The 23,218-nt window shown below is 59.8% G+C and carries 23 protein-coding genes; 19 read left to right on the top strand and 4 right to left on the bottom strand.

Annotated elements, in window-relative coordinates:
* Positions 1–64: 64 nt before the first annotated feature.
* The 3 genes from recF to ACTZWY_RS17210 are packed head-to-tail and all read left to right on the top strand — an operon-like array spanning position 65 to position 2,207.
* The gene (gene recF, locus ACTZWY_RS17200; RefSeq protein ID WP_444791969.1) at positions 65–1,156 is read left to right on the top strand and encodes a DNA replication/repair protein RecF; all 1,092 of its coding nucleotides are present in this window, start codon (positions 65–67) and stop codon (positions 1,154–1,156) included.
* A gap of 2 nt (positions 1,157–1,158) precedes the next feature.
* Positions 1,159–1,590, top strand: coding sequence for a VOC family protein (locus ACTZWY_RS17205; RefSeq protein WP_444791970.1), 432 nt, complete (start codon positions 1,159–1,161; stop codon positions 1,588–1,590).
* On the top strand, positions 1,587–2,207 hold the full coding sequence (locus tag ACTZWY_RS17210) for a LysE family translocator (protein ID WP_444791941.1): 621 nt from the start codon (positions 1,587–1,589) through the stop codon (positions 2,205–2,207). The genes ACTZWY_RS17205 and ACTZWY_RS17210 overlap by 4 nt, the downstream gene beginning before the upstream one ends.
* A gap of 5 nt (positions 2,208–2,212) precedes the next feature.
* Here the strand turns inward: ACTZWY_RS17210 and ACTZWY_RS17215 are convergent, their stop codons facing one another.
* Entirely contained in the window at positions 2,213–4,198 is a 1,986-nt protein-coding gene (locus ACTZWY_RS17215; protein WP_444791942.1) for a transglycosylase SLT domain-containing protein, read from the bottom strand.
* Between the two features lie 129 nt (positions 4,199–4,327).
* On the opposite strand from ACTZWY_RS17215, the gene dapA reads away from it, so the two are divergent.
* The 7 genes from dapA to ACTZWY_RS17250 all read left to right on the top strand — a co-directional run bounded on the left by dapA (position 4,328) and on the right by ACTZWY_RS17250 (position 9,937).
* Positions 4,328–5,206, top strand: a complete 879-nt coding sequence (gene dapA, locus ACTZWY_RS17220) for a 4-hydroxy-tetrahydrodipicolinate synthase (protein ID WP_444791943.1) — start codon at positions 4,328–4,330, stop codon at positions 5,204–5,206.
* 189 nt (positions 5,207–5,395) lie between these two features.
* Positions 5,396–6,127, top strand: a complete 732-nt coding sequence (locus ACTZWY_RS17225) for a GntR family transcriptional regulator (protein WP_444791944.1) — start codon at positions 5,396–5,398, stop codon at positions 6,125–6,127.
* A gap of 118 nt (positions 6,128–6,245) precedes the next feature.
* The gene (ligM, locus tag ACTZWY_RS17230; protein ID WP_444791945.1) at positions 6,246–7,652 is read left to right on the top strand and encodes a vanillate/3-O-methylgallate O-demethylase; all 1,407 of its coding nucleotides are present in this window, start codon (positions 6,246–6,248) and stop codon (positions 7,650–7,652) included.
* Positions 7,653–7,715: 63 nt separating this feature from the next.
* A complete protein-coding gene (locus ACTZWY_RS17235) occupies positions 7,716–8,432 on the top strand; it encodes an alpha/beta fold hydrolase (RefSeq protein WP_444791946.1) in 717 nt (238 codons plus the stop codon).
* Positions 8,432–8,782 carry an extradiol ring-cleavage dioxygenase gene (locus ACTZWY_RS17240; protein WP_444791947.1) on the top strand — a complete coding sequence of 117 codons (351 nt, stop codon included), beginning with the start codon at positions 8,432–8,434 and terminating at the stop codon, positions 8,780–8,782. The genes ACTZWY_RS17235 and ACTZWY_RS17240 overlap by 1 nt, the downstream gene beginning before the upstream one ends.
* Positions 8,775–9,617, top strand: a complete 843-nt coding sequence (locus ACTZWY_RS17245; protein ID WP_444791948.1) for a class III extradiol dioxygenase family protein — start codon at positions 8,775–8,777, stop codon at positions 9,615–9,617. The genes ACTZWY_RS17240 and ACTZWY_RS17245 overlap by 8 nt, the downstream gene beginning before the upstream one ends.
* Positions 9,617–9,937, top strand: coding sequence for a YciI family protein (locus ACTZWY_RS17250; protein ID WP_444791949.1), 321 nt, complete (start codon positions 9,617–9,619; stop codon positions 9,935–9,937). Before ACTZWY_RS17245 ends, ACTZWY_RS17250 begins: the two co-directional genes overlap by 1 nt.
* Positions 9,938–10,018: 81 nt before the next feature.
* Here ACTZWY_RS17250 and ACTZWY_RS17255 read toward each other — a convergent pair whose 3' ends face one another.
* From ACTZWY_RS17255 to ACTZWY_RS17265, 3 genes are all read right to left on the bottom strand, one after another.
* Complete coding sequence (locus ACTZWY_RS17255) at positions 10,019–11,716, bottom strand: thiamine pyrophosphate-requiring protein (RefSeq protein WP_444791950.1); 1,698 nt, start codon at positions 11,714–11,716, stop codon at positions 10,019–10,021.
* Between the two features lie 78 nt (positions 11,717–11,794).
* Positions 11,795–12,724, bottom strand: a complete 930-nt coding sequence (locus ACTZWY_RS17260; RefSeq protein WP_444791951.1) for an AEC family transporter — start codon at positions 12,722–12,724, stop codon at positions 11,795–11,797.
* A gap of 23 nt (positions 12,725–12,747) precedes the next feature.
* On the bottom strand, positions 12,748–13,488 hold the full coding sequence (locus ACTZWY_RS17265) for a sulfite exporter TauE/SafE family protein (protein WP_444791952.1): 741 nt from the start codon (positions 13,486–13,488) through the stop codon (positions 12,748–12,750).
* A 221-nt stretch (positions 13,489–13,709) separates the two neighbouring features.
* Here ACTZWY_RS17265 and ACTZWY_RS17270 point away from each other — a divergent pair, with 221 nt between their 5' ends.
* The 9 genes from ACTZWY_RS17270 (at position 13,710) to ACTZWY_RS17310 (ending at position 23,218) form a co-directional block, all read left to right on the top strand.
* Positions 13,710–14,972: a LysR family transcriptional regulator gene (locus ACTZWY_RS17270; protein ID WP_444791953.1), complete on the top strand. Its 1,263-nt coding sequence runs from the start codon at positions 13,710–13,712 to the stop codon at positions 14,970–14,972.
* A 149-nt stretch (positions 14,973–15,121) separates the two neighbouring features.
* Positions 15,122–16,162: a TRAP transporter substrate-binding protein gene (locus ACTZWY_RS17275; RefSeq protein WP_444791954.1), complete on the top strand. Its 1,041-nt coding sequence runs from the start codon at positions 15,122–15,124 to the stop codon at positions 16,160–16,162.
* A 9-nt stretch (positions 16,163–16,171) separates the two neighbouring features.
* Complete coding sequence (locus tag ACTZWY_RS17280; RefSeq protein ID WP_444791955.1) at positions 16,172–16,678, top strand: TRAP transporter small permease; 507 nt, start codon at positions 16,172–16,174, stop codon at positions 16,676–16,678.
* Complete coding sequence (locus tag ACTZWY_RS17285) at positions 16,675–17,985, top strand: TRAP transporter large permease (RefSeq protein WP_444791956.1); 1,311 nt, start codon at positions 16,675–16,677, stop codon at positions 17,983–17,985. Before ACTZWY_RS17280 ends, ACTZWY_RS17285 begins: the two co-directional genes overlap by 4 nt.
* Positions 17,986–18,203: 218 nt before the next feature.
* On the top strand, positions 18,204–19,412 hold the full coding sequence (locus ACTZWY_RS17290) for an amino acid ABC transporter substrate-binding protein (protein WP_444791957.1): 1,209 nt from the start codon (positions 18,204–18,206) through the stop codon (positions 19,410–19,412).
* Between the two features lie 77 nt (positions 19,413–19,489).
* Positions 19,490–20,359: a branched-chain amino acid ABC transporter permease gene (locus tag ACTZWY_RS17295; protein WP_444791958.1), complete on the top strand. Its 870-nt coding sequence runs from the start codon at positions 19,490–19,492 to the stop codon at positions 20,357–20,359.
* Positions 20,356–21,282, top strand: a complete 927-nt coding sequence (locus ACTZWY_RS17300; protein WP_444791959.1) for a branched-chain amino acid ABC transporter permease — start codon at positions 20,356–20,358, stop codon at positions 21,280–21,282. Before ACTZWY_RS17295 ends, ACTZWY_RS17300 begins: the two co-directional genes overlap by 4 nt.
* Positions 21,283–22,017 (top strand): ABC transporter ATP-binding protein, encoded by a 735-nt coding sequence (locus ACTZWY_RS17305; RefSeq protein WP_444791960.1) that lies wholly within the window; start codon positions 21,283–21,285, stop codon positions 22,015–22,017.
* Complete coding sequence (locus ACTZWY_RS17310) at positions 22,004–23,218, top strand: ATP-binding cassette domain-containing protein (RefSeq protein ID WP_444791961.1); 1,215 nt, start codon at positions 22,004–22,006, stop codon at positions 23,216–23,218. Before ACTZWY_RS17305 ends, ACTZWY_RS17310 begins: the two co-directional genes overlap by 14 nt.

Genomic DNA, 23,218 nt, shown 5'->3' on the forward strand with positions numbered 1-23,218 from the left:
AGGCGGGCCAGTGCGGGGCTTTTTCTTGCTGGCATTGTCCAGTATTTCTTTTTACCGCTGGACCATGAGTGTTTTCATCCAATCGCTGACACTGTCGCATTTCAGGTCACACAAGCGCACGCAAATTTCCTTTGACGGCAGGCCCGTCGCGCTGTCCGGTCCCAACGGGGCGGGTAAAACGAATGTGCTTGAAGCCGTATCGCTGTTGTCACCCGGTCGCGGCTTGCGGCGTGCCCCCCCTGACGAGCTGTCGCGCAAACCCGACGCGCTGGGGTGGAAAATAACTGCCGAACTCGCAACCCCGAATGGGGCGCGCAATATTCAGACATGGGCAGAACCCGGACAATCCCGACAGGTGCGCATTGATGATAAAGCCGCCCCACAGGTTGCGCTGGCGAGTTTGCTGGGCATGGTCTGGCTGACCCCCGCCATGGACAGGCTTTGGCTGGAAGGGGCCGAAGGACGGCGGCGTTTTCTGGACCGCATGGTGTTGAGTTTTCACCCCGATCACGCCGCGCAGGTTCTGACCTATGAAAAAGCCATGCGCGAACGCAACAGGTTGCTGCGCGACAATGTGGGTGACGGCGCGTGGTATGGCGCGTTGGAAACCCAGATGGCGCAGGCGGGTGCGCAGATCAGTGCAAACCGGCGCGCCGTTATCGCAACACTGGCGGGCCATGCTGACCACACAGGCCCTTTTCCCGTAGCCGACCTGACCCTTGATTGCGCCGCGCCCGATGAGGAAACAGGACTGGCGCGTGCCCTGTCTGACGGCAGGCGTCAGGACATGGCCGCAGGGCGCAGTCTGACAGGCCCCCACCGCGCCGATTTGCGCGCTGTCTGGGCCGCCAAGAACATGGACGCCGCCCAATGTTCCACCGGAGAGCAGAAGGCCATGCTGATTTCACTGATTCTGTCCAATGCACGCGCATTGGCAGCAACTGGCACTGCGCCGCTTTTATTACTGGACGAAGTGGCCGCGCATCTTGACGCGGGCCGCCGCGCCGCGCTTTATGATGCCATCTGCAATTTGCGGGTTCAGGCCTTCATGACGGGAACCGGAAGCGAATTGTTTGTCGACCTTGCAGCGCGTGCGCAGCATTTTTCCGTGACGGACGCAGACGGGCGTTCACACCTGTCAGAAAGCCCCCTATGACCTTGCCTGTTCAACGTGTGACCCTGATTACCCTTGGCGTGGACGACCTGCCACGCGCGCGTGCGTTTTATCAGGCACTGGGCTGGAAACCTGCCGAAGCACAGGAAAGCGTTGCGTTTTACCAGATGAATGGCCTTGCGTTGGGCCTGTTCGGGCGCAAGGAACTGGCCAAGGATCAGGGCCGCGCTGGCGCCACGCTTGGCTCCGGGGCCATGACGCTGGCGCAGAATTTCAATACCACCGCCGATGTGGACGCGGCGTTTGCCGCCGCGCTGGCCGCTGGCGCACACGCCCTGAAACACCCCGAACCCGTATTCTGGGGCGGGTATTCCGGCTATTATGCCGATCCTGACGGCCATGTTTGGGAAGTGGCGCATAACCCGTTCTGGCCCTTGTCAGAGGATGGCACATTGACCCTGCCAGAAGCCCCATGACGATTACCCTTATGGAACTGCTGTTTTACGCGGGCGCGATTGTCATCCTGTTCCTGACACCCGGCCCGGTCTGGCTGGCATTGACCGCGCGCGCCATGTCGGGCGGTGCTGCATCTGCGGCCCCCCTGGCCGTCGGTGTCGCGCTTGGGGACCTGTTCTGGCCCCTTGCCGCCATTTTCGGGCTGTCATGGATACTGACGCTTTATGGCGATCTGCTGGAATTGATGAAATGGGTCGCAGTGGCCATGTTTCTGGTCATGGGCGTGCAGCTGATTCGCCATGCGACTGGCCGCATTGCTGCTGACAGCCGCCTGACACGCCCCGGCCATATGGCAGGGTTTCTGGCGGGGGTGACTGTCATTCTGGCCAATCCGAAAGCGATCTTGTTCTACATGGGCGTGTTGCCAGGCTTCTTTGACCTGACACGCATCACCCCCGCCGATATTGCCGCGATTCTGGCCGTGTCAGCCCTGATTCCAATGCTGGGCAACCTGGGCATGGCGCTGGCAATCGGCAAGGTGCGCGACCTGCTGAAATCCGGCAGGGCGCTGGCACTGACCAACAAGATTGCGGGCGTGCTGATGGTGGGCGTGGCAATCGGCATCGCCGTAACCTGACCGCGCTATCTGCCACGAATGAGGGCTTCCATGCCAATGGGCTGCGGTGTGCCCGCCAGAACACTGCGATAAACGACCAGCGATTCGGCCACCCGCATGATGTAATTGCGCGTTTCTGCGAAGGGCACGCTTTCAACCCATGTGACAAAATCAACAGATGGGTCGCGCGGGTCGCCCAGGCGTTCGATCCACTGGCGTGGTCGGCCCGGTCCGGCGTTATACCCCGCCGCCACCAGCGCCAGCGACGGGCCGAATTCCGCGCGCAATTCATCCAGATACGCCGCGCCAAGACGGGCATTCAGTTCGGGGTTGCGCGTCAGGTCCGCTGGCTCGAACGGGACGCCCAACTTGCGCGCCATCATCTGGCCTGTGCCGGGCAGAACCTGCATCAGGCCGCGCGCATCGGCGGGGCTGACAACGGCGGCGTCAAATTCACTTTCGCGCCGCGCAATCGCCTTGATCAGGTCCATTGGCACATCAAACCCCGCCTGCGCCAGATCGGTGACCGGAAAATACGCGCGCGGCAGCACAATTTCGGATTGCACGGCAATTTTAGCCACATTCAACGCAAAATTGGGTTCCCCCAGCGCCAGCATGAAATCCGCCAAGGCGCCAAGTTGCGCTTCTGTTTCCAGTTGCCGCGCCAGAAACAGCACAAAGCGGCGCGCTTCATGCCATTGCCCGGCGTCGCGCAGCAAAAGCGCAGCTTCCAGAAGGTCGGACTGTGCCAGATCCGTATCGCGCCAATGCGGGTAGTCCGGGCCAGCCAGCAAGGACGCATCCAGCCGCAGGCCCAGCCGGTCCGCCGCAAGCTGGCCGTAATAGCTGCTTTGGTGTTCCGCCGCGAATTCATACGCCGCCTGCGCCGAGATGGGATCATTCAGCGCCTCATGTGCGCGCCCCTCCCAGTATCCGGCACGACCCAGACTGATGGGGCTGTTCACACGCACGCGCAGGGCACGGAAATGACCCAATGCCGTTTCAGGCAAGTCCAGGTGCACCAGCGCAATGAACCCCGCCAGAAATTCCAGATCAACGAAATGCAGCCCGTCATCCAGCCCGTGTGGGGTGGCCAGATCATAGGCGCGCTGATAGTCACCGTCTGACATGGTGGTGCGCACCAAAAACACGCGCCGTGCGCCCCATGCGTCGGCCTGTCCCAGACCTGCGGGATGGCGCGATTGCGCAAGCAACAATTCCCCTGCCCCGTCGGGATTTCCCGCCCGCATGCGGAATTCAAACCTGTCGCGCACCAGACCCGGATCATGCGACAAGGCCCCCGGCACGGCGGCAACCAGTGCATCCACGCCTTGGGCGCGGTCCTGCAAGGCGATGCGCGCGCGCGCCACGCGCTGCTGTTCGTCACTCAGTTGCGCCAGATGGCGCTGTGCCCCTTGCCTGTCGCCCGCCCAAAGCAACATGTCCACGCGCGCCTCGTCCAACGCCCGCAAGGACGGGCCGAAAGCACTGTTCAACTGTGCCTCTGCTTCGGGGGCAAGTGGCATAGTTGCCCAGATGTCGCGCGCCATGTCGCGCGCTTCCTCCGTGCGGTTCAGGTTGCGCAGGGCCAGTGTCAGGGCAATATGCCCTTCCTCAGTCAGGGGGGCGCGGGAGTCGAAAAACGCCAGAATTTCAGTCGGGCTGCGGTCTTGCAGCAGTGCTTCGGCATGGCGCTGAACTGTGTTGACCAAGGGCCAATGGCCGCGTTGTTCCAGGAACGCCACGAATTCGGCAAAATCTCCCTGCCCGTCGCGCAGGGCCTGCCAAGTGATAAGGGTTTGTGCCACATCGCCACTGGTGGCGGCCAGGGACCGGGCCTCGGCCCAGTTCCCCGATGCGGCCTGCGCCAAGGCAAGGGCCAGAATTCCCGCCTCTCTCGATGGGGGGGGGGTGGTTTGCGGCTGCGCAGCGGACCCGGCCAGCGCCAGACACCCTGCCATCATCCAGGCCGAAACACTGGTTTTCCTGCGTATTCTGCCCACTCGCACCATATCAAGAACCTCTTTTCACCTTGAAAATACCCGCCGTTAGTTCTAACCGCCTGTGACACAGTCACAACACACATTTGCGAAAGGCCGGCGTCGGCAGTTAACCGATACCACCAAAACAAGGAGGCGCGCATGCAGATCAGAGGCTCCATTCCGGCACTGGTCACACCGCTGAAGGACGGCGCGCTTGACCTTGACGCGCTGCATGCGCTGGTTGACTGGCAAATTGCTGAAGGGTCACACGGGCTGGTCCCTGTTGGCACCACGGGCGAAAGCCCCACCCTTAGCCATGATGAACATAAACTGGTGATTGAAGAAGTGGTCAAGGCCACTGCCGGGCGCGTGCCCGTTATTGCCGGTGCAGGGTCCAACAACACCCTAGAGGCGATGGGCTTCATGCGTCATGCAGAAGCTGTCGGCGCTGACGCGGCGCTGGTGGTGACACCTTACTACAACAAACCCACGCAAGAAGGGCTGATCGCGCATTTCAAGGCACTGCATGATTGCTGCGACTTGCCGATCATCATCTATAATATTCCCGGCCGGTCCGTCGTGGACATGACGCCCGACACCATGGGCCGCCTTGCGGAATTGCCGCGCATCATCGGGGTCAAGGATGCAACCGGCAAACTGGAACGTGTCAGCTTGCAACGTATGACATGCGGGCGCGATTTCATCCAACTTTCGGGCGAAGATGCCACTGCGCCGGGCTTCAATGCGCAAGGCGGCGTTGGCTGCATTTCCGTGACCGCCAATGTTGCCCCGCGCCTGTGCGCACAGTTTCAGGAAGCCAGCCTTTCGGGCGACCATGCGCGCGCGCTGGAAATCCACGACCAGTTGATGCCGCTGCATGTCGCCATCTTTGCCGAACCCGGTTTGGTGGGGGCCAAATACGGGCTGTCGCGGCTGGGCCATTGCCGCGAAGACGTGCGCCTGCCGCTTCTGGGCCTGACGGATGCGACCAAAATCATGATGGACGCCGCCATGCGCCATGCGGGGCTTATCAACTGATACCCGGCTGAACCTTTTTGCAGACTGCCATATTCTGCCCCTGGTGTGTTCAAGCACACCAGGGGCTTATTCTTGGGCAGCGCCAGAACCATCAGCCAGATCAAAGCTTGCACCAAGGCCCATCCAGCATGTATACATGAGTATGTAGCACAGCAAGACAGGCATGTATACGCAACAGGGGTGGAAGCAATGGACGCACAGACCGGCACATCAACACATGCCCAGCGCGCCCTGATCACCCTGCGCCAACGCATTCTTAGCGGGCAGTTGCCAGGTGGCACCCGCCTGTTCGAAGTTGCGCTGGCCGAAGAACTGGCCATTTCGCGCACGCCCATTCGCGCGGCCCTGTCGCAACTGGCAGAAGAAACTTTGCTGGACCGCGCCAAGGGCGGCGGGTTTGTTGTGCGCAGCTTCAAACTGGCCGATGTTGTCGACACAATCGATTTGCGCGGCGTTCTGGAAGGAACCGCCGCGCGCTATGCAGCAGAACGCGGCGTGGATGCGCCACTGCTGGACCATGCACACAACATCCTGCGCGGAATTGACCGCATCGTACTAGATCAAATTATTGATTTAGATGCATATTCGGCGCTGAACAGTGAATTCCATTCCCTTCTTGCGCGCATGAGTGGCAGCGACATTTTGCAACGTGAAATCGCGCGGGTAACGGCCTTGCCTTTTGCCTCGCCCTCGGCGTTTCTGGATGATCACACGCGCATAGAAGCCCTGCAAAAAACGCTGGGGTCGGCGCAGGACCAGCACCGCGCCATTATCGACGCGATCACACACCGCGAAAGCGGGCGCGCCGAATCACTTGCGCGCGAACATGCCCGCGCAGCGCGCCGAAACGTGGAATACCTGCTTTCGCAAGAAGCCGCCCTGCGCGAGGGGGTGCCCAGTCTGGCGCTTTTGTCCAGCTAACGCCTGCTTTCTGTATACATGAAACTTGAAAACCGCCGTTGCACTTGCGGTTTTGACTTGCATATCGCTGCATATTCTCTAGTTTCATGTATACATCATGCTTCTGGGAGGATTTCAGATGACACAAAGCCTTGCGACCAAAATGGCGGCTGCCGGTAACCCGGTGCAAATGCTGCGCAACTCCAAAATCGGGATGTATGTCTATCCCGTGGTTGCGCCCGAATTTTCCAACTGGCGCGTAGAACAGGAAGCCTGGCGCAAGTCCGCCGTGCTGTTCGACCAAAGCCACCACATGGACGAACTGATTGTCGAAGGGCCGCAGGCAACCGAATTCCTGTCCCATCACGGCATCAACAGCTTTGCCAATTTCGACCTGAACCGCGCGAAACACTACGTCCCTGTCACACCCAATGGCCATGTCATCGGCGACCACATCATTTTCCGCGAGCGTGAAGACAAATACATCCTTGTCGGCCGCGCGCCGACATCAAACTGGCTGATGTTCTGCGCCGCGCATGGCAACTGGAATGTGCGCCTGCGTTACGACCCGCGCAGCCCGTCGCGCCCCGAAGGGGAACGCGTCCTGCGCGAACATTACCGCTTCCAGATTCAGGGACCGGACGCACCGAAAATCTTTGAAAAGATGAATGGTGGCCCGGTTCAGGACATCAAGTTCTTCCATGTTGACTGGATCAATATTGGATCGAAAAAAGTGCAAGCCCTGCGCCACGGTATGTCCGGTGCACCGGGTCTGGAAATCTGGGGTCCGTATAAGGATAAGGATTACATCCACTCCACCATCCTGCAAGCCGCGCGCGATGCAGGCGTCGATCTGGTGCAATGCGGCAGCCGCGCCTATTCCACCAACACACTGGAATCCGGCTGGATTCCATCGCCCCTGCCGGGCATCTACACTGGCGACGGCATGCTGGCCGACTACCGCGACTGGCTGGGTGCTGACAGCTATGAAGCATCCGGCGCGATTGGTGGCAGCTTCGTTTCCGACAATATCGAAGATTACTATGTCAACCCGTTCGAATTGGGATATGACTTCTATATCGGTTGGAAGAAGCCGGATTTCATTGGTAAATCCGCATTGGAAGCGATGAAGGGGTCGGCGTCCAACCGCAAGAAAGTCACGTTCGAATGGAACCGCGAAGACGTGCTGAAAGTCATCGCCTCCGCGTTTGAACAAGGCACGCCCTACAAGTGGATCGATTTTCCGCAGCCGAACTATGCGTCCTCCAGCGCCGATATGGTCATGCATGGCGACAAGATGGTGGGTATGTCCATGTTCAACGGCTACAGCTTCAATGAGCGCTGTGTTCTTAGCCTTGGTGTGGTGGATCAATCGGTTCAGGTTGGTGATGTGCTGACCATGAAATGGGGCGAGCCGGAAACAACGGGCAAAACCTCGACCGAGGCGCATCAGCAGACCGAAATCCGTGTTCGGGTTTCACCCACGCCTTATGCAAGCGAAGCGCGCGAAAACTACGCCGACAGCTGGCGTTCAAAAAGCAGCTGATCTGCCAGACCGGCGCCTTTGGGCGCCGGTCATACCACTTTTGCAAACATGACTGGACTGCGTATGACCCGAATCCTGTTGATACCGGGCCTTATTTGTGATGCCCATGTCTGGAACGCGGCGCTGGCCGCATTGGATGGCCTGCCCGTAACAGTGGCGGATGTTACCCTGCAGACCAGCATTGCCGACATGGCGCGCGACCTGTTGGACCGCCATGATGGCCCCTTGGTGGTTGTCGGCCATTCCATGGGTGGCCGTGTTGCCATGGAAATGGCCCATATCGCCCCTGACCGCATTCGCGCCATGGCATTGTTGAACACCGGCATGCACCCCCGCAAGGATGGCGAAGACGCAAAACGTCAGGCCATGATCGATATGGCCTATGATCGCGGCATGGACGGGCTGGCCAGGGCATGGTTGCCCGGCATGATGGCCGAAGGGCTGACGCCCGATCCCGATGTCATGGACGGGCTGACACGCATGGTCTGCCGCATGACACCTGAAATTCACGAACGCCAGATGCGCGCGCTTCTGGGCCGCCCTGATGCCAGCGCAACAATCGGGGCGTTTGGCGGCCCAATGCTGTTGGTTGTCGGGCGACAAGACCAGTGGTCCCCAATCGCGCAGCACGAAGCGATTGCGCAGCTTTGCCCACAGGCACGGCTGGAAATCGTGGAAGATGCAGGCCATTTCGCACCCGTCGAGCAACCCGCAGCCGTTGCCGGTTTGCTGGCCGGTTGGGTCCGCAGCTTGTCCCCAGACTTACAAAAGGCCACCTGATGACTGATGCAGACCGCATACCAGACACCCCGCTGTTCGACCGCGCGCGCGCGAACGGGGGCTATGCCCTGAACAAGATGGCGATGGGCCTCAGCACGCCTGACGGGCGCGCGGCCTTCATCGCGGATGAAGATGCCTATCTGGACCGCTACGCCCTTACGCCACAACAACGCGCTGCCGTGAAAACCCGCGACTGGGCCGAAATGGTGCGGTTGGGCGGCAACCTGTTCTATATTCTGAAAATTTCAGCGGTAGACCCGACCCCCATTCGTGAAATCGGGGCCGCGCAGGCGGGCATGGGCCTTCAGGAATTTCTGGACACACGATTGGGAAAAGTGACAAATGGCTGAACTGCTTGCCGGGCTGGGCACCAGCCATGTTCCGTCCATCGCCGCGGCGCTGGATAAGGGGTTGCGCAACAGCGACGAATGGAAGCCGTTTTTTGATGGCTATATTCCCGCACAACAGTGGGTTGCAGATCACAAACCCGACATCGCGGTGGTCATCTATAACGACCATGGCAATTCCTTCTTTCTGGACCGCGTACCAACACTGGCGCTTGGCGTGGCCGACACCTACCGCCCGGCAGATGAAGGGTGGGGGCCGCGTCCTGTGCCTGATTTTCAGGGCGCTGATGATTTCGCGTGGCACCTGGCCGATTGCATGGTCGAGGGGCATTTTGACCCGCTGCTTTGCCGCGAACTGGATGTGGACCACGGCTTGCAAGTGCCGATGGAACTGGTTTTTGGCAGGCCGGACGCATGGCCGGTCAAGGTCGTGCCCATTCTGATCAATACAATCCAGTATCCGATTCCAACACCACAACGCATGTGGGATCTGGGGCGCCTGTTGCGCCGCGCCATTGAAAGCTATCCCACGAATGAGAAAGTGCTGGTCATGGGCACAGGCGGGCTGTCGCATCAGTTGCAGGGCGCGCGCGCGGGGTTCATAAACCCGGCTGCCGACCGCGAGTGGATTGCCCATATCGGACCCAATCCCGAACGCTACCGCAACATGACCCGAGAGGAATATGTGCAAGAATTCGGGTCCGAAGGGGCTGAACTTATCATGTGGCTGGTCATGCGCGGGTGCATGGATGAAACCGTCACCACGCTATATGATCATTATTTCGCCCCCGCATCGATGACAGGCGCAGGAATGGTGTTGCTGGAGAATTGCCGCTGATGTTCTTTCTGATGATCTGCGAACACCATAACGGGCCCGCAGCCGCAGCAATGCGCGACACATTGCGCCCGAAACACAGGGAATGGGTGGCATCGGGGGGCAAGGGGTTGGCGGTGGTGCTGACCGGAAGCGCGCTTTGGGACGATGCGGGGCAGGGCATTGGCAATTTCGGCATATTGCAGGCCGATAGCGAAGAGAATGCCCGCGCTTTTGCCGAAGGTGACCCGTTCTTCAGTGGGGGCGTGGTTCAGAACGTCACGCTGACGCGCCTTGCCGACACATTCCGCGCCGACCGCATCATGCCCTTATCCGGGGGCTGACAGGGGACGCCGCATTTCGCAAAACACCAAGGCCCCGAACGCGATGTTCGGGGCCTTGTGCAATGCAGCGGGCGACTGCCGTCACGGGCGCGTTTTTATATCTATCAATGCCGCGCCTTTGCGCGCGCGGATGTGGTCCAGCGCCTTGTTTAGGGCCTGCGCGAATTCCGTATGATCACCCGCGCGAAGGGCCAGCGCGCGCGATGCTTGCGCGACCAGTGTAAAATCGGGGCTGGGCGCAAGGCCCGTCAGCGGCACCTGATTGGCCTTCGCGGCATAGCCGTCAGGGTATAGCCCCACCACTGATTGACGCACCGCGCCCCATTCATTGTTGTTCAGCACCAATATCAGGATGGGCAGGTTCAGCGCCTCTGCAATCTGGTGACAGGCAACAGGGTTGGCGAACATATACGTCCCGTCCCCCATCGTTGCCAGAACCAGCCTGTCGGGCGCTGCCAGCTGCAACCCCATGGCCGCAGGCAGTGACCAGCCCAGCCCCCCTGCGTGGGGTTCCTGAAACCATGCCTGCGCATGCGTCAGGTGCATGGGTGCCATCGGGCAGCCCAGTTCAGAAAAGATGGTTGCATCGTCATCTTGCAACGCATCGGACACCATGCGCGCGATCTGAAGCTTGGTCATGCCGGGTGCATCATCGGGCACTGACGCCGCAAGCGCGGCATTGCGTGCCGTTGCGTTTTTGGCGGCAATCTCGTCGAAACGCGCAGCAACGCCCGGACCGGCAGTATAGGCGCGCAAGGCCTGGTCCAGCGCCAGAATCGCGGCCGCCGTGTCGCTTGATATGGCCATATCAGCGCGGAAATTCCGGATTGGCGTGCGCTGCGACAACGGGTTCGGACCAATCTGGACGACTGTTGCATCTGCACGCGGTTCATGCGCAGCGGGCATCCACGGGGCCAACACATCCAGACAAATGACCAGATCAGCGCGCGCCAGCAAGGGGCCGCCATCAGCAGGGCAGGCCATGGGGTGATCTGTGGCCAAGGCAAGCCGGTTGGCCCAATACTGGCAAACGGGTATCGCCCAATCCCGCACCATCCGGTCAAGCGCCGCAAAACCCTGCGCATCGCCCGCGCCATGTTGCGCGAAGATCACGGGGAATTCGGCCTGCGCGATCAAGCGCGCCAGTTCGGCAATTTCATCAGGGGACGCATGGGCGCCATGCGCGCGCATGCGCGGCGGCAAATCCAGCCCTTCTGACGGGCAGGCTTCGCACAGCACTTCGCGGGGCAGCGACACATATACCGGCCCTTTCGGCGTGGATGACGCGATGGCATGCGCCCTGTCCACCACATCGGGCACCTGTTCGGGGAAGCGCAGTTCATAATCCCATTTGCTGGCTTCGCGCACCAGCGATGACTGGTCGCGCATTTCCTGCCCCCATCCGATGGGCACGGTCCGCGCCCCGAAACGCCCCTGCTCGACAGTCGGCGTGCGGCCGGAAAACAACAAGATGGGCACGTTTTCCACATGGGCATTCAGTGCCCCTATGGCGCAATTGGCCAAGCCCACATCGGTATGGGCTATAACTGCCTGTGCGCGTCCGGTGGCCAGATAATACCCATGCGCCATGCCCATGGCCGCATGTTCATGCGGGATGGTCAGCGCATGCGGCAGCGCCATATCCTTGGCGGTGGCTTCGGCCAGCCCCTCAATAATCGGGGGAAAATCCGTGCCGGAATTGGCAAAGATGTAATCCACCCCAACCGTTTTAAGGCGCGCCAGAAGCGCCGCCCCTGCCGAAACTTGCGGCTTGTCCATGACATCCTCCTCCTGCGGTTGCGGGGCCTGACGCCATGCGGCCCCCTGTCGTTTCAACTGTGGCTCCAGCCCTGCGGCTCAGGCAAGGCCCAGCACGTAGACAACGGCCGGAAGCGTCGCGAAGCTGCACACTGTCGCCACCAACAACCCATATGCACTAAGCTGTCCTTGCCCCGCACGCGCCCCCAAAAGCGGAAAGATCGTTATCATCGGCATGGCAGAAAAAAGCACCGCCCCCACCGCCATTGTCGCCCCCATACCGGGGAAAAGGCCCACAGCCCCCCAGACCGCCATCGGGTGCAAAACCAGCTTGCCCGCCACCATCAGGCCAACAACGGACATGCGCCCCTGTGCGGGCAGGCTGGCCAGCATGCCCCCGATCACCAGCAGCGCCAGCGGCGCGGAAATGCGCGCCAGAAATGCAAGCGTGTCGCGGGCGACATCGGGCAGCGCGACACCGGAAAACGACACAGCCACCCCGACAAGAAGCGCAATCAGCAGCGGGTTGCGCAACATGTCTGTAACGATTTTCTGGCGCGTTTGTCCAACATCGCCCTGACCGGCCAACGCAATCAACACCAAGGCCAGCGGCAGGATCAGGACGTTTTCGACAATCATGCAATGGGCCAGAATAAGCGTTGCCTGCTCCGCACCCATCAACGTTTGGGCAATAGGCAACCCCATGAAACTGCTATTGGCCATGGAAACCGCCAGCCCCACAATCGCCGTCACACTGCGCGAAAGTGCCAGAACATAATGCGCGACCGCCATGCATATCAGCATGGTTGCAAGCGACCCCGCAGCATAGGCCAGCAGAAACCCGGTATCGAAGGCCACCTGTGCGGGCGCACCGGTCAGCGCCAGCAAAATCAGCGCGGGCAGCGCAACGCGAATAACCACCGTTCCCAAAGGTTGCACTGTGGCAGGGTCAAGATAGCGGCTTCGTATGGCCACGAAGCCAAGTCCGATCACTGCGAAAACAGGCAGGAAGATTTCAATCAGGGTCATCGTGGCACAACCTGCGGATCATGTCAGAACAGGGTTTCAATCAGGATTTTGGCGGCAATCACACCCAGAACAACCAGCATTGTCACATCAAACACCTTGGGCGATGTTCTGCGCCCCAGCCATGTGCCCAGCGGCATGAACACGAAAACAATGCCCAAGGCCGCAAACCCCATGACCAGCCTTTCGCCTGTCATGATGCCCACTGACCAAAGCGCGGGTATCTGAACGGCAGTCATCGTCACAAAGAAAATCGACACTGTGCCGATGAACGCCTCCCTCGGCAGGCGCATGGCATTGAGGTAGGTAATCGACGCGGGGGCAGAAATTCCTGTGGCCCCTTGCAGCAAGCCGCCCATGGTTCCCGCCACACCACTATATCTTTCTGCCTGCGCACGGCCCAACACCCAATCCGGTTTGGTCACGCGCAGCGCGATATACCCAAGCACCGCTACGGCAACCATCAACGAGAGCGTTTCCTGTGGCAGCGACGCCAACAAATAAGTGCCCAAAAGGACACCCAGCATCCCGCCGCCCGCAAACAAAACCAGAAACCGCCGCGACAGCGCCTTGTCACGATAGGACCATGCCTGCCATACGTTGCTTAACAAATTCGGAACAACCAGAATCGCTACGGCGGTTTGCACGCCGAACACCATTGTCAGGGCAGGCGCGGCAATGATCGGAACGCCTGCGCCGATTGCGCCCTTCATGACACCACCCAAGGCAACAGCCAGAACCGCCAGCACGATACTTAACACCGCCATCCCCCCCGAAGCCAGCAATTGCGCATAAGATCAACCGCTGGCGCAGTGATTGCAAGCCCGCATACTGACAACAAAACACCCCGATAGTCTATGATGGACGCGATATTATTATGTTTAACTACAGCGCCTTGCTTGATCAACGGAAAATACATAACAAGTTATCATTGCATTTTCCTTATAGCATGGTGCAGGTTTGAATTCTACAACGCAAGGGGGACAGGATGAACACGCGTAATCTTGTTTCAGAAGACATATCCACAGTTTCATTGCCAAATTTGCGGCATCTACGGCTGCTTGATGTGGCAATCAGCGAAAGTTCTTTAACTGCAGCGGCCAATAAGGTGCATATATCGCAGCCCGCAGCATCGCAGGCCGTGGCAAAACTGTCAGAGGTGTTCGGCGCGCGCCTGATTGAACGGTCAGGCAATAACGTGACACCAACCCCCGAAGGCGACATTGTTGTTCAGCGTGCGCGCAGGGCGCTGGAACACCTGCGCGCAAGCGGGCCAAACCTGAAAGGACGAAAACCCGCTGACCGCGCGCAAACAGGCGATGCGCTGGTGCGCTATGCCAGCACAGCGCAACTTCGGGCGGTTTCCGCATTTGCAACATCGGGCAGTTTTGCGGCGGCGGCGCGTAAACTGGGGCAGGCGGAATCCTCGGTGCAGCGGGCGTGCCGTGACATTGAACGCATTATCGGGGTGCCCCTGTTCGAGGGGGGGCAGCGAAAGCGCTCTTTGACGGGGGCAGGACAGCGCCTTGCGGAACAAGCCAGCCTTGCGCTGAACGAAATCACGCTGGCGCAGGCCGAACTGCGCGAACGCGCAGGGGTGTTTGACAGCCATATCGTCATCGGGGCGCTGCCACTGGCGCGCACCCAGCTTGTGCCGCGCGCTGTGGTGAACCTTATGTCGCGCCACCCTGCGGCACGAATCGAAATCGTGGATGGGGCCTATGATGCCTTGGTGCAGCAAATGCGCCTTGGCGCGTGCGACTTCATCATTGGTGCGCTGCGCGGCCAGGATCGGCCAAAGGGCGTGCAGGAACGCCCGCTTTTCAAGGATTCACTGTGCATCGTGGCACGCGCAGGCCATCCGCTGGCGGGGTGCAAAGTGCAAGGGGCCGAACTGGCGCGGTTTCCGTGGATACTGCCCCGCCGCGACGCCCCGGCCCGCCACGTTTTTGAACGGCTTTCTGCCCAGCACGGGCTGGAAGATCCCGGTCGCGGCCATGTGGAAACGGGTTCGCTTGTTGTCGTGCGCGGCTTGCTGATGGAATCTGACGCATTGACGCTTATTTCGCTTAGTCAGATCGATTATGAATACACTCAGGGTTTGTTGGTGCCACTGGATTTCCCACTGGAAGAGGCGCACAGGGTCATTGGAATTACGACGCTTAGCTCCGCCTTGCCCAACCGCCTGCAACAGAATTTCCTTGAGTTTCTTGAAGAATCATCCATGCGCATTGCATCTGGCCGAATCTAGAACTTTGCGTCATGGTTATGACCTTATAGCGAAATCAATGACTATCATGCATCGCTATATTTGAATTCCGCAACTACATATGCATACATCGACATGGTGCCATCGCCCAGATAACTTATCGGGCGTCGCGGCCACAGAGGGAGGAAATCATGAATAACATTTACCGTCTTAAAGGCGCTTTGCGCGCGTCGACTGCGGGTCTTGCACTGGGTGTAGGGCTTATTTCTGCCATTCCAGCCTTGGCGCAGACAGAATTGCGTTTGCATACATTTGTGGGGCCAAGCCACATCATCTACACCAACATTCTGGAACCCCTTGCTGCCGAGATTGAGGCGGAATCGAACGGGGAACTGACGCTGACGCTGTATCCGTCGATGCAACTTGGCGGCGGTGCGCCCGAACTGATCCGTCAGGCACAAGAAGGCACCGTAGACATGGTGTTCAGCTTGCCGGGCTACACATCACCACAATTCCCGCGCACCCAGATGATTGAACTGCCCGGCCTTGCGCAGGACGGCATTGAAACCACAGATCTGATGTGGAACCTTCTGGAAAACGGCTATCTGGACCCCGAATTTGACGGGCTGAAGGTTCTGGCCCTTTGGGCGGCGGATGATGCGGGCATCTACACCCGCGAAAAGCCGGTGCGTTCCATGGATGACATCGCGGGAATGATCCTGCGCTCACCCTCTGCGGCGCAGGCAGGCCAGATTGAGAAAATGGGCGGCACCCCTGTCGCCATGCCCATTACAGAACTGTATCCCCAGCTGGAACGCGGCGTGATTGACGGGGCAATGGTCCCTTTCACCACCATTCTTGATTTCCGGATGCATGAAGTTGCGAATTACTACACCATTCCCGGCCCGATTTTTGGACGCTCGCAATTCACGGTCGTCATGAATGAGGCCAGCTACAACAACCTGAGCGAGGAACATCAGGCCCTTCTGGACCGCCTGACCGGGATCGAGCTTAGCCAGAAGGCAACACAAGCCTATCTGGACCGCGCCGATGAAAGCGTTGAATTCGTGCGCAATGATCCCAGCAAGGAAGTGATCGAACTGTCTGCAGAAGAACAGGCGCGCATCCTTGAAACCCTGTCCCCGATCTATGCACAATGGGTTGAGGAAATGGAAGCGCAGGGCATCGACGGTCGTGCCATGCTGGCCGTTGCCGGCGTCAGCGTAGACTAAGGCAAGCTTATGTTGGCACAGATCGAACGCTGGTTCGAACGGTTCTTGCGGCTTATCGCGTATGCGGGCGGTCTGGTGCTGGTCGGGCTGATGTTTCTGGTGATTTATGAAATCACCATGCGCTACTTCTTTGGTCGCCCCTTCCGGGGCGGCTATGAACTGACCGAACTTGCCATGTCGCTGATCGTTGCCTTTGGCCTGCCCTATACGGCCATTGTGCGCGGACATGTCTCGGTTGATATTTTCGCACGCTGGCTGGACCACCCGTCAATGCGCTGGCTGACTGTGCTGGTGCATCTGACGGGGGCCGCGCTATTGGGTTTTATCGCGTGGCGCGCCTATCTTTATGCAGCCGGAAGCCTGCGCTGGGGCGACATTACGAATATGATGCGCGTGCCCAAACACCCGTTCCAGTTCGCAGTAGCAATATCAGCCGGGCTGTTTTCCATGGTGCTATTGCTGGAAGCGGCCAAGGCACTGGCCGGACAGACTAAAGACAGACAGGACAATTCATGACACCCTTGATGGCCGGGTTAATCGGCTTTGCAGCGCTGTTCGGGCTGCTTGCCATACGCATGCCAATCGGGCTTGCAATGATACTTGTCGGCGCAGGCGGAATTGCGGTGCTGAATTCACCCGCAGCGGCAATGAATGTGCTTGGGGCGTTCCCGTATTCCTATTCGGCAGTTTTCAGCCTTAGCGTTGTGCCCCTGTTCGTGCTGATGGGCGCGTTTGCAACAGTGTCGGGCATGGGCACCGGGCTGTATAAGACCGCCTATTCCTGGGTCGGGCACCGGCGGGGGGGGCTTGCGTCTGCAACGATCCTGTCCTGTGCGGGGTTTGCCGCGCTGTCGGGGTCGTCCATCGCGGCGGCGGCCACTATGGGCAAAGTGTCCTTGCCGGAGATGGAGCGTTACAAATACGACGCAGGGCTTGCCACCGGATCAATTGCGGCGGGCGGGACTTTGGGCATTCTGATTCCCCCGTCCACTGTGTTGATTGTGTATGCCTTGCTGACAGAACAATCCGTGGGCCGGCTGTTTCTGGCGGGGTTCCTGCCGGGTTTGCTGCTGACATTGCTGTTCATCGCCACGGTCATTGTTGTGACTACGCTGAACCCCGCTGCCGGCCCAGTAGGCCCGCGGACACCCATGCGCGAACGCCTGAAGGTTCTTGTCAACTCCGGTGCGCTGATCTTCATTGTAACGATCGTAATCGGCGGTATCTACACAGGTGTCTTTACCGTGGCCGAGGCTGCGTCAGTGGGGGCGTTCCTGACGTTTTTGCATGCGCTATGGTCCGGCAACCTGTCGATCCAGCGGTTCTTCAAGGCGTTGCTGGACACGATCCGCACCACTGCGATGGTGTTCTTCATCCTGATTGGCGCGCATTTCTTCGCACCATTTCTGGCCCTGACCCGCATTCCGATGAACCTTGCAACAGCGATCGGGGAGCTGGCCGTGCCTGCGCTGGCCATCTTGCTGATCATCATTGCCGTCTACATCGTGCTTGGCACCTTCATGGAAGGGTTTGCCATGCTGGTTCTGACAGTGCCCATTGTGCTGCCTATCATCACAACGCTGGGCTATGACCCCATCTGGTTTGGCATTATCATGGTTGTCGTGGTGGAAATGGGGCTGATAAGCCCGCCAGTGGGGATGAATGTGTTTGTCGTCAAAGGCGTGGCCCAGCATGTGCCCTTGGGCAAAATTTATCGCGGGATCATCCCGTTCTGGATTGCGATGGCAGTTTGTGTGTTCCTGCTGATCCTGTTCCCGGACATTGCACTATATCTGCCCAACACAATGATGGGCCGGGGCTGACAGGTCTGCCAAGCACGTGATTTATGTGTACATTTCTGCCGGTTTTCTTGTGGTTTGGGGTTGATCGCATCATCTAATAGTGCATCTTGTATACATATTTGGACTGAAGAAGGTCCAGCAATGACCGGCCTACGGGCCGGTCAGAAGGGGGAAGGGCCAGCGCAAACTGCCCCCGACCGCCTGAAGAAAGAAGTGCCATGTTTCAGGGAGGAGCAAACATGAAACGCAGATCACTGATGACAACAGTTGCCGCTTTGGCGGTGGTTATGGGTAGTCTTGGGGCTGCATCTGCCCAGGATATTATAAAGTTTGGGGCAGCGGCGCCAAAAACCGGCCCGCTTGCAGGTGGTGCAGATGTCACACATTGGCCCGCTGTGCGCCTGTGGGTGCATCAGACAAACGAGGCAGGCGGCTTGCAGCTTGCTGATGGTCCAGCACTGATTGAACTGATCGAATACGACGACCAGACCAACCCGCAACAGGCCATTCAGGCCGCGCAACGTCTGGCAACACAGGACCGTGTGGATTTCATGGTCGCGCCCTATTCAACAGGTCTGAACCTTGCTGCGGCGCCGATCTTCAGCCAGCTTGGCTATCCGCAGATCACCGGCACCAATGTGACCAACCAACAACCCGAACTGTCGGCGCAATTCCCCGGCATGTTCTTCGTGCTGGGCCGCACAGGTGTCATGGCCGAAGATACCGCCCAGGTGCTGGTAGACCTGCGCGAATCCGGTGACATTGGCAACCGCGTCGCCCTGGTCAATGTGGCCGATGCTTTCGGCATTGAAATGGCCGGTATTTCCCGCGCTGTTCTGGAAGATAACGGGTTCGAGATTGTCTATCAGACATCCTACCCGCTGGGCACGCAGGATATTGCGCCCATCATCGACGGGGCCAAGGCCGCCAACCCTGACGCATTTATCGCATGGTCCTATCCCGGCGATACATTCGCGCTGACCGATCAGTCCATCGTGCAGGATTTCTCGCCGTCAGTATTCTTTACGGCTGTCGCAACCGCGTTTCCATCCTATTACGGGCGCTTTGGCCAACAGGCCGAAGGCGTCATGGGCATGGGCGGTGTGAACCCTGATGACCCCGCTTTTGCGGCCTTCGCGGCGGCGCATCAGGACCTGAACGGACAAGGACCGGATTTCTGGGCATCTGCATCAACCTATGCGACCCTTGAAATTCTGGGCCAGGCCATCGAGGCGACAGGGTCCAAAGACCGCGCTGTGGTCATGGAATACCTGCAGGACAATTCCAACACATATGAAACGGTGCTTGGCCCTGTGCAGTTCAACGACATGAACGACAATGAACGCTACTGGACTGTCGGCCAGTGGCAGGACGGCGTTTTCCGCGGGGTTGCTGCGCGCGGGCGTGACGGGGTGTCCGATGTCATCCTGAAAGACGGCTGGGACTGATAGACCAGCCCACGCGGCGGGGGCGCCAATGCGCGCCCCTTGCCCCCCCTGCCTGACACGTCGTGAATGGAACAAGAATGTTTTTCATCCTGATAACCGGCCTGTTGCTGGGCGGAACCTATGCGTTGATCGCGATGGGCCTGAACCTGCAATATGGCGTCGCCCGCATCATGAATCTGGCCAATGGCGAAATGCTGGTTGCCGGGGGATTTGCCGCGTTCTGGGTCTATACTGCCGGTCAGGTCAGCCCGATTGCCGCGCTGATTGTGGTGGCACCTGTGGCGTTTGTGGTGAACTGGCTGATTTACCGGATCATGCTGCGCCCGCTGGTCAAGCGTGCCAAATCGCGCGGCGCGCTGGAAGTTGACAGCATTCTGGCCACGTTCGGCCTGTCCTTCGCGCTGGTCGGCATCATGAGCTGGATGTTCGGCGGCGGGTATTTCAACTATTCCTACCTTGCGCAACGGGTTGATATTTTCGGGTCTTCCTACGGGCAGAACCGCGTTGTTGCCTTCAGCATCGCGTCCCTTATCGCGGCGGGGCTGTGGCTGTGGCTAAGTTACACACGCGCCGGTCTGCGCATGCGCGCCGTCGCAGTCAGCCCGGAGTCCGCGCGGCTGGTGGGCATTGATGTCACCGCAGTATCGGCACTGGCTTTCGGGTTGGGGGGCGCGGTCACTGCAACCGGCGGGGCGCTGATTTCAATGTTCTTCACACTGGATGCATCCGTGGGGGTGTTGTTCACCATGAAGGCCCTGATCATCGTCATCATGGGCGGTGTGGGCGATATTCGCGGCACAATCGTGGCTGCACTTATTCTGGGGATCGCCGAAACCTTCGTGGCGCGCGTGATTGACCCCGGCCTGACGCTGGCGGCGGCCTATGTGCTGTTTCTGGGCGTGCTGCTGTTCCGCCCCCAGGGCCTGTTCGGAAAGAAACCAACATGAGCATGCGCGAAATCCGAAACCTGATCCTGTCCGCGCTGGCCTTCGGGGTGGTGGCATTGCTGCCCTTCTATGACACAGGCTATATTCTGTCGATTGCCACAACTATGGCCATGTTTACGGTGCTGGCAACCAGCTGGGCGCTGTTTTCCGGCCCTACGCATTACATCTCTCTGGCGACAGCGGCGTTCTTCGGGCTTGGCACTTTTGTAACGGGTTACGGGTTTCAGACCATGCCCTATTGGTCGCTTCCCGTGATTGCGGCTGTACTGGGCGCGGGGCTGGCGGGGCTGGTCGGTATGGTCACGCTGCGCCTGTCGGGGGTGTATTTCGTCATCTTCACACTGGGCCTTGCGGAACTGGTGCGCCAGTTGGTCACATGGGTGCAAAACCGCACAGGCCAGCGCGGCATGTATGTTCTGACATCCATCACCGAAAGTCACATCTACTGGCAGTTGCTGGGCATGGCCGCATTGGTGTTTCTGGTGGGCTGGCTGATCGGTCGCTCGCGGCTGGGGTTTGCGCTGCGCATCATCGGCAATGACGAAACCGTGGCCAAACATTCGGGCATCAACACGGCACTCGCCAAGGTGCTGTTGTTCATGGTGTCGGGCGCTGCGGCGGCGGCCGTGGGGGCCATGCTGGCGCCACGCTACATCTATATCGAACCATCCACAGCCTTTGCGCCGATCCTGTCCTTTCAGGTGGTGATCATGGCGCTTCTGGGGGGGACGGGGCGTTTGTGGGGGCCGCTGGCGGGGGTCATTCCGTTTACGCTGCTGTGGGAGTTCATTTCCCGCCACGCCCCCAACCAAACGCTGTTGCTGCTGGGTCTGGCATTTTTGCTGATCGTTTATGTATTGCCGGGCGGGGTTGTCGGCCTTCAGGCGCGGCTAAAGCACCGCTTCGGGCAAGGGGGGCAGTAAATGGCACGCGTTGTTCTGGAAGTGCGCAATGTGACCAAGCGATTCGGCGGGCTGGTTGCCGTGAATGACATGAATTTTGATGTGACCGAGCATGAGGTTCTGGGCATCATCGGCCCCAACGGGTCCGGCAAGTCAACGATGATCAACATGATTTCGGGGACATTTCCGCCCAGCGCGGGCATGATCCGGCTGAATGGGCAGGACGTGGCGGGCAAACCTGCGCATCGCATTGCGCAAATGGGGGTTGCGCGCACCTTCCAACTGGTGCGCCTGCTGCCGGAACTGACGGTTATTGAAAATGTCGTGGCGGGTGCCGCATTCGGCCATCGCCGCCGCTGGAAGGCGGAAGCCGAGCGCTATGCCCGCACCCTTCTGGAACGTGTGGGCCTTGGGGCCGTCATGCACGTGCCGGTGTCGTCGCTGACCTATATCAACACCAAACGGGTGGAACTGGCGCGCGCGCTGGCCTGCGAACCCGAAGTGCTGTTGCTGGATGAATGGCTGGCCGGGTTGAACCCCACCGAATTGCAAACCGGGATAGACCTGATCCGGTCCTTGCGCGACGACGGGCGCACCGTCATTCTGGTGGAACATGTGATGGACGCCATCCGCAGCTTGTGCGACCGCTGCGTGGTCATGTCATCTGGCACCAAAATCGCCGAAGGCACACCCGCCGATGTCTTGTCGGATGCCGATGTCATCCGCGCCTATCTGGGGGCTGATGAAGATGCTTGAACTGCATGGCCTAAATGTCACCTATGGCAAACACCGCGCGCTGGACGGGGTAAGCTTAAGCACGAAACCGGGCGAAATTGTCGTCATTCTGGGCGCGAATGGGGCGGGCAAATCCACGGTTCTGAAATCCATCGCAGGCATTTGCGAAGGGCGCGTCACCGGCACCATGTCCATGAACGGCGAGGCACTGCTGGGCCTGCCCCCGCATAAGGTGGTGGAACGCGGGGTGGCGCTGGTGCCCGAAGGGCGCGGCGTGTTTGGCGACCTGAGCGTGCGCGAAAACCTGATGCTAGGCGCAAACCCCAACCGCGCCCGCGAAGATGCGCAGGCCAATTACGACCGCCTGATCGACCTGTTCCCCAAACTGGCCGAACGCGCGGGGCAAACTGTGCGCACCATGTCCGGCGGCGAACAGCAGATGGTCGCCATTGGCCGCGCGATGATGTCAAACCCGACAATCCTGATGCTGGACGAACCCTCGTTGGGTTTGTCGCCGCTATTGTCCAAGGAATTGTTCCAGAACCTGAAGGCCGTGCGCGAAGCGGGGCTTGGCATTTTGCTGGTGGAACAGAATGCCCGCCTTAGCCTTGGAATTGCCGATCGGGGCTATTTGCTGGAAAATGGCGAAATCCTGCGCGAAGATCGCGCCGATGTGCTGCGCAATGACCCGGCGGTGCAGGCGGCCTATCTGGGCGGTGGCGCGTCCAAAGCCGCACCTGCCCAAGCGGCCAAATCCGCCCCCCCCACCGCACATGTCACGCCCCCCGTGGTGACGGTCCGGCAAAAAGCGGCAAGCACGCAATCGGCGGCGCAGGTGTCGGGGCTGGATATCAACGCGCTGGTGTCACGCGCCGCGCAGCAATCGCAACCCGCGCGCCATGCCCCCGTCAGCCCGGCCAGCATGCCCGCGAAAACCCGCAGCGCGACTGCCGACAAATCCACATCTGATACCCTGCGCAAACTGCTGTCCCAGTTGGAGGACGCCGCGCGCGCTGCACGTATGCCCGAAACCGTCACGCAAACCCCGCTTCCGCCGCTGCGCCCTGCATCGCGCCTGTCGTCCATGGCGGCGCGCAGCACAGCTGCGACCCCTGCCGCTGCGGTGTCGCGCCCCGACCACCACAGCCCTGCGCCGGGCGGCAAGGTAGAGATCTACCGCCGCCGCCCGGGATCATCACAATTCGACCGCTCGGAGAGATAA

It is taken from the genome of Roseinatronobacter sp. NSM (assembly GCF_052379845.1).
In the GTDB taxonomy this organism is placed as follows: Bacteria; Pseudomonadota; Alphaproteobacteria; order Rhodobacterales; family Rhodobacteraceae; genus Roseinatronobacter.

Excerpts from the sequence above, each read along its gene's own strand:
- ACTZWY_RS17275 (WP_444791954.1), top strand. The coding sequence starts at position 15,122 with ATGAATAACATTTACCGTCTTAAAGGCGCTTTGCGCGCGTCGACTGCG.
- ACTZWY_RS17225 (WP_444791944.1), top strand. The coding sequence starts at position 5,396 with ATGGACGCACAGACCGGCACATCAACACATGCCCAGCGCGCCCTGATC.
- ligM (WP_444791945.1), top strand. The coding sequence starts at position 6,246 with ATGACACAAAGCCTTGCGACCAAAATGGCGGCTGCCGGTAACCCGGTG.
- ACTZWY_RS17265 (WP_444791952.1), bottom strand. The coding sequence starts at position 13,488 with ATGGCGGTGTTAAGTATCGTGCTGGCGGTTCTGGCTGTTGCCTTGGGT.
- ACTZWY_RS17250 (WP_444791949.1), top strand. The coding sequence starts at position 9,617 with ATGTTCTTTCTGATGATCTGCGAACACCATAACGGGCCCGCAGCCGCA.
- ACTZWY_RS17280 (WP_444791955.1), top strand. The coding sequence starts at position 16,172 with ATGTTGGCACAGATCGAACGCTGGTTCGAACGGTTCTTGCGGCTTATC.
- ACTZWY_RS17290 (WP_444791957.1), top strand. The coding sequence starts at position 18,204 with ATGAAACGCAGATCACTGATGACAACAGTTGCCGCTTTGGCGGTGGTT.
- ACTZWY_RS17270 (WP_444791953.1), top strand. The coding sequence starts at position 13,710 with ATGAACACGCGTAATCTTGTTTCAGAAGACATATCCACAGTTTCATTG.
- ACTZWY_RS17260 (WP_444791951.1), bottom strand. The coding sequence starts at position 12,724 with ATGACCCTGATTGAAATCTTCCTGCCTGTTTTCGCAGTGATCGGACTT.
- ACTZWY_RS17240 (WP_444791947.1), top strand. The coding sequence starts at position 8,432 with ATGACTGATGCAGACCGCATACCAGACACCCCGCTGTTCGACCGCGCG.
- ACTZWY_RS17305 (WP_444791960.1), top strand. The coding sequence starts at position 21,283 with ATGGCACGCGTTGTTCTGGAAGTGCGCAATGTGACCAAGCGATTCGGC.
- ACTZWY_RS17285 (WP_444791956.1), top strand. The coding sequence starts at position 16,675 with ATGACACCCTTGATGGCCGGGTTAATCGGCTTTGCAGCGCTGTTCGGG.
- dapA (WP_444791943.1), top strand. The coding sequence starts at position 4,328 with ATGCAGATCAGAGGCTCCATTCCGGCACTGGTCACACCGCTGAAGGAC.
- ACTZWY_RS17310 (WP_444791961.1), top strand. The coding sequence starts at position 22,004 with ATGAAGATGCTTGAACTGCATGGCCTAAATGTCACCTATGGCAAACAC.
- recF (WP_444791969.1), top strand. The coding sequence starts at position 65 with ATGAGTGTTTTCATCCAATCGCTGACACTGTCGCATTTCAGGTCACAC.
- ACTZWY_RS17300 (WP_444791959.1), top strand. The coding sequence starts at position 20,356 with ATGAGCATGCGCGAAATCCGAAACCTGATCCTGTCCGCGCTGGCCTTC.
- ACTZWY_RS17210 (WP_444791941.1), top strand. The coding sequence starts at position 1,587 with ATGACGATTACCCTTATGGAACTGCTGTTTTACGCGGGCGCGATTGTC.
- ACTZWY_RS17255 (WP_444791950.1), bottom strand. The coding sequence starts at position 11,716 with ATGGACAAGCCGCAAGTTTCGGCAGGGGCGGCGCTTCTGGCGCGCCTT.
- ACTZWY_RS17295 (WP_444791958.1), top strand. The coding sequence starts at position 19,490 with ATGTTTTTCATCCTGATAACCGGCCTGTTGCTGGGCGGAACCTATGCG.
- ACTZWY_RS17215 (WP_444791942.1), bottom strand. The coding sequence starts at position 4,198 with ATGGTGCGAGTGGGCAGAATACGCAGGAAAACCAGTGTTTCGGCCTGG.
- ACTZWY_RS17245 (WP_444791948.1), top strand. The coding sequence starts at position 8,775 with ATGGCTGAACTGCTTGCCGGGCTGGGCACCAGCCATGTTCCGTCCATC.
- ACTZWY_RS17235 (WP_444791946.1), top strand. The coding sequence starts at position 7,716 with ATGACCCGAATCCTGTTGATACCGGGCCTTATTTGTGATGCCCATGTC.